The organism is Clostridium sp. C8-1-8 (assembly GCF_009928445.1).
Taxonomy (GTDB): domain Bacteria; phylum Bacillota; class Clostridia; order Clostridiales; family Clostridiaceae; genus Clostridium_AR.
In genome coordinates, this window is record NZ_JAABNO010000066.1 from 2,077 (window position 1) to 3,442 (window position 1,366).

A 1,366-nucleotide genomic window follows, 5' to 3' on the forward strand; every position below is an offset into this window, starting at 1 on the left:
GGTTAAAGGAAAGTCTGCATCACCATTAATACAAGAAAGTGCAAGGCTTGCTAGATTCATGCCAGACTATCAAGCAAATATAGGTGTATTTATCGGAATAGCAGTGGCAATACTTATAACTTGGCTTTTATGGAAGACTACTATAGGCTATGAGCTTAGAGCAGTTGGATTGAATCCACAGGGAGCTGAATATGGCGGAATAAACATATCAAAGAACATCGTTCTTGCCATGGTTATATCAGGAGCTATAGCAGGACTTGGTGGAGCAGTGCACTTAGCTGGTGGTAAGTACTACACAGATGATTTTAGTACTCTTCCTGGTTATGGATTTACTGGTATGGCAGTAGCTCTTCTTGCGAAAAGCCATCCGATAGGATGTATCTTTGCAGCAGTACTTTTTGGAGCTTTAAACAGCAGCTCAAAGGTGCTACAGCTAAATGGTATACCAAAGGAAATAGTTTATCTTATACAATCAATAATAATAATATTTGTAGCAACAGACTATATTGTTAAGTACTTTGCAGAAAAGAAGAAGAAGGGGGCAATGATCAATGGCTAGTATAAATATAATAATGGAACTGTTATCCTCAACTCTAGCTCTTGCTACTCCTTTAATATTTGCAGGTCTTGGTGGAGTATTTTCAGAAAGATCAGGAGTTGTAAATATAGGACTTGAAGGTATGATGATCATGGGAGCCTTCTTTGGAGTATACGGGTCTTTCCTTACAGGAAGCGCTCTAGTAGGAGTGTTATTTGCCTTGATTGCAGGAGGAGCTATAGCTCTAATCCACGCTTTCTTAAGTATAAATCTAAAAGCAGACCAAGTAATATCAGGTACAGCTATAAATCTATTCGCTCAAGCTCTAGCAGCGTTTCTTATCTTTAAGCTTTTTGGAAAGGGCGGACAAACAGATGGAGTTACTGGTTTAGCTTATAACATACCAAAAGCTTTAAGAAACATGCCTGTATTAGGTAAGCTTGTAGGAGATTTAAACTGGTTTGTTTACGCAGCGGTAATAGCTGTATTTATTGCTCACTTTGTACTTTATAAGACTCCATGGGGCTTAAGAATAAGAGCCGTTGGAGAACATCCAAAAGCAGCAGATACTCTAGGAATAAACGTATATAAGGTAAGATATATATGTGTAGTGCTATCAGGAATGCTTGCAGGTCTTGGTGGAGCAGCTTTATCACTTGGAACTACACCGTTATACAGAGATGGTATGGTATCTGGTAAAGGATTTATAGCACTAGCAGCAGTAATCTTCGGTAACTGGAAGCCAAAGGGGACTTTACTTGCTTGTTTATTATTCAGCTTTGCAGATGCTTTCCAGTTAAAGTCACAGCTTTTAGGATTAAATCTACC

The 1,366-nt window shown here is 38.7% G+C and carries 1 protein-coding gene and 1 pseudogene; both read left to right on the forward strand.

The features are described from left to right. Positions 1-559: pseudogene (locus GXK57_RS26775) on the forward strand (ABC transporter permease); the annotation flags it as partial. After that, on the forward strand, positions 552-1,366 hold an 815-nt coding region (locus GXK57_RS26070; RefSeq protein ID WP_160680931.1), incomplete at its 3' end, for an ABC transporter permease. The pseudogene GXK57_RS26775 and the gene GXK57_RS26070, both read left to right, overlap by 8 nt.